Genomic DNA, 1,136 nt, shown 5'->3' with positions numbered 1-1,136 from the left:
GCAGTATTAGGATATTTAGCAGAAAATTTAGAAAACGTAATTGTTTCTTCAGCGGATTTATCCAACAGTGATAAAACGGATGGTTTCTTGAAAAAAACGACTGTTCTGCAAAAAAATAATTTCAAAGGTGCTTTTTTACAAGCTGGAGTTGCTGAGTTGACAATGACTGCTATCGCAAACGGAATCGCCCTTCACGGAGGAGTAGTTCCTGTGGTGGCTACATTCTTTGTATTCTCAGATTATATGAAACCAGCTATAAGATTGGCTGCCATTCAAGAATTGCCAGTGAAATATGTTTTGACTCACGATTCATTTAGAGTAGGAGAGGACGGACCAACCCACCAACCCATTGAGCAAGAAGCACAAATGCGTTTGATGGAAAAAATCAAAAACCATTCTGGTCACCAAAGTTTATTAGCACTTCGCCCTGCCGATGCTATCGAAACTTCAGTAGCTTGGGATATGGCTTTGAAAAACACTACGACACCAACCGCTTTGATACTTTCAAGACAAAACATTAAAGACATTCCAGCAACAGGAGCTTCAAGATATCAAGAGGCAACAGAAGCTAATAAAGGAGGTTATTTAGTGAAGTCAACACCAAATCCAGATATTACTTTATTTGCCAACGGTTCGGAGGTTTCTACACTTATGGATGCTGCAGCGATTTTGGAAAAAGAGAATAATTTGAAAGTGAATGTAGCTTCTATCATCTCAGAAGGGTTGTTCAAACAACAATCAAAGGAATACCAAGAAAGCGTTATTCCTAAAGGGAAATTAGTTTTCGGGCTCACCGCTGGACTTCCTGTAAACTTAGAAGGATTGATAGGCGATAGCGGAAAAGTGATTGGATTAGACCATTTTGGTTATTCGGCACCAGCAAGTGTTTTGGATCAAAAATTTGGATTCAATCCTGAAAGTGCTTCAAAAGAAATTCTAAAATACATCGAAGAAAGTAAATAATAATCAAAAATAAACACAAAAGAAATGAAATTTTTTATTGATACCGCAAATTTAAAAGACATCAAGGAAGCTAATGATCTAGGAGTTCTAGACGGTGTAACTACTAATCCATCGCTTATGGCGAAAGAAGGTATTACAGGAGCTGACAATATTATTGCACATTATGTAAAAAT

Annotated in this window: 2 protein-coding genes; both read left to right on the top strand. The window is 37.2% G+C overall.

Annotated elements, in window-relative coordinates; all coding sequences use genetic code 11:
• Window positions 1-963, top strand: a 963-nt coding sequence (locus EKL98_RS16810) for a transketolase-like TK C-terminal-containing protein (RefSeq protein ID WP_394343492.1), incomplete at its 5' end; no start/stop codon positions are given.
• 24 nt (window positions 964-987) lie between these two features.
• A partial coding sequence (locus tag EKL98_RS16805) for a transaldolase family protein (RefSeq protein ID WP_317125409.1) occupies window positions 988-1,136 on the top strand: 149 nt, incomplete at its 3' end.

Source organism: Flavobacterium bomense (assembly GCF_003970355.1).
This window is presented reverse-complemented; position numbering and strand designations above follow the sequence as displayed.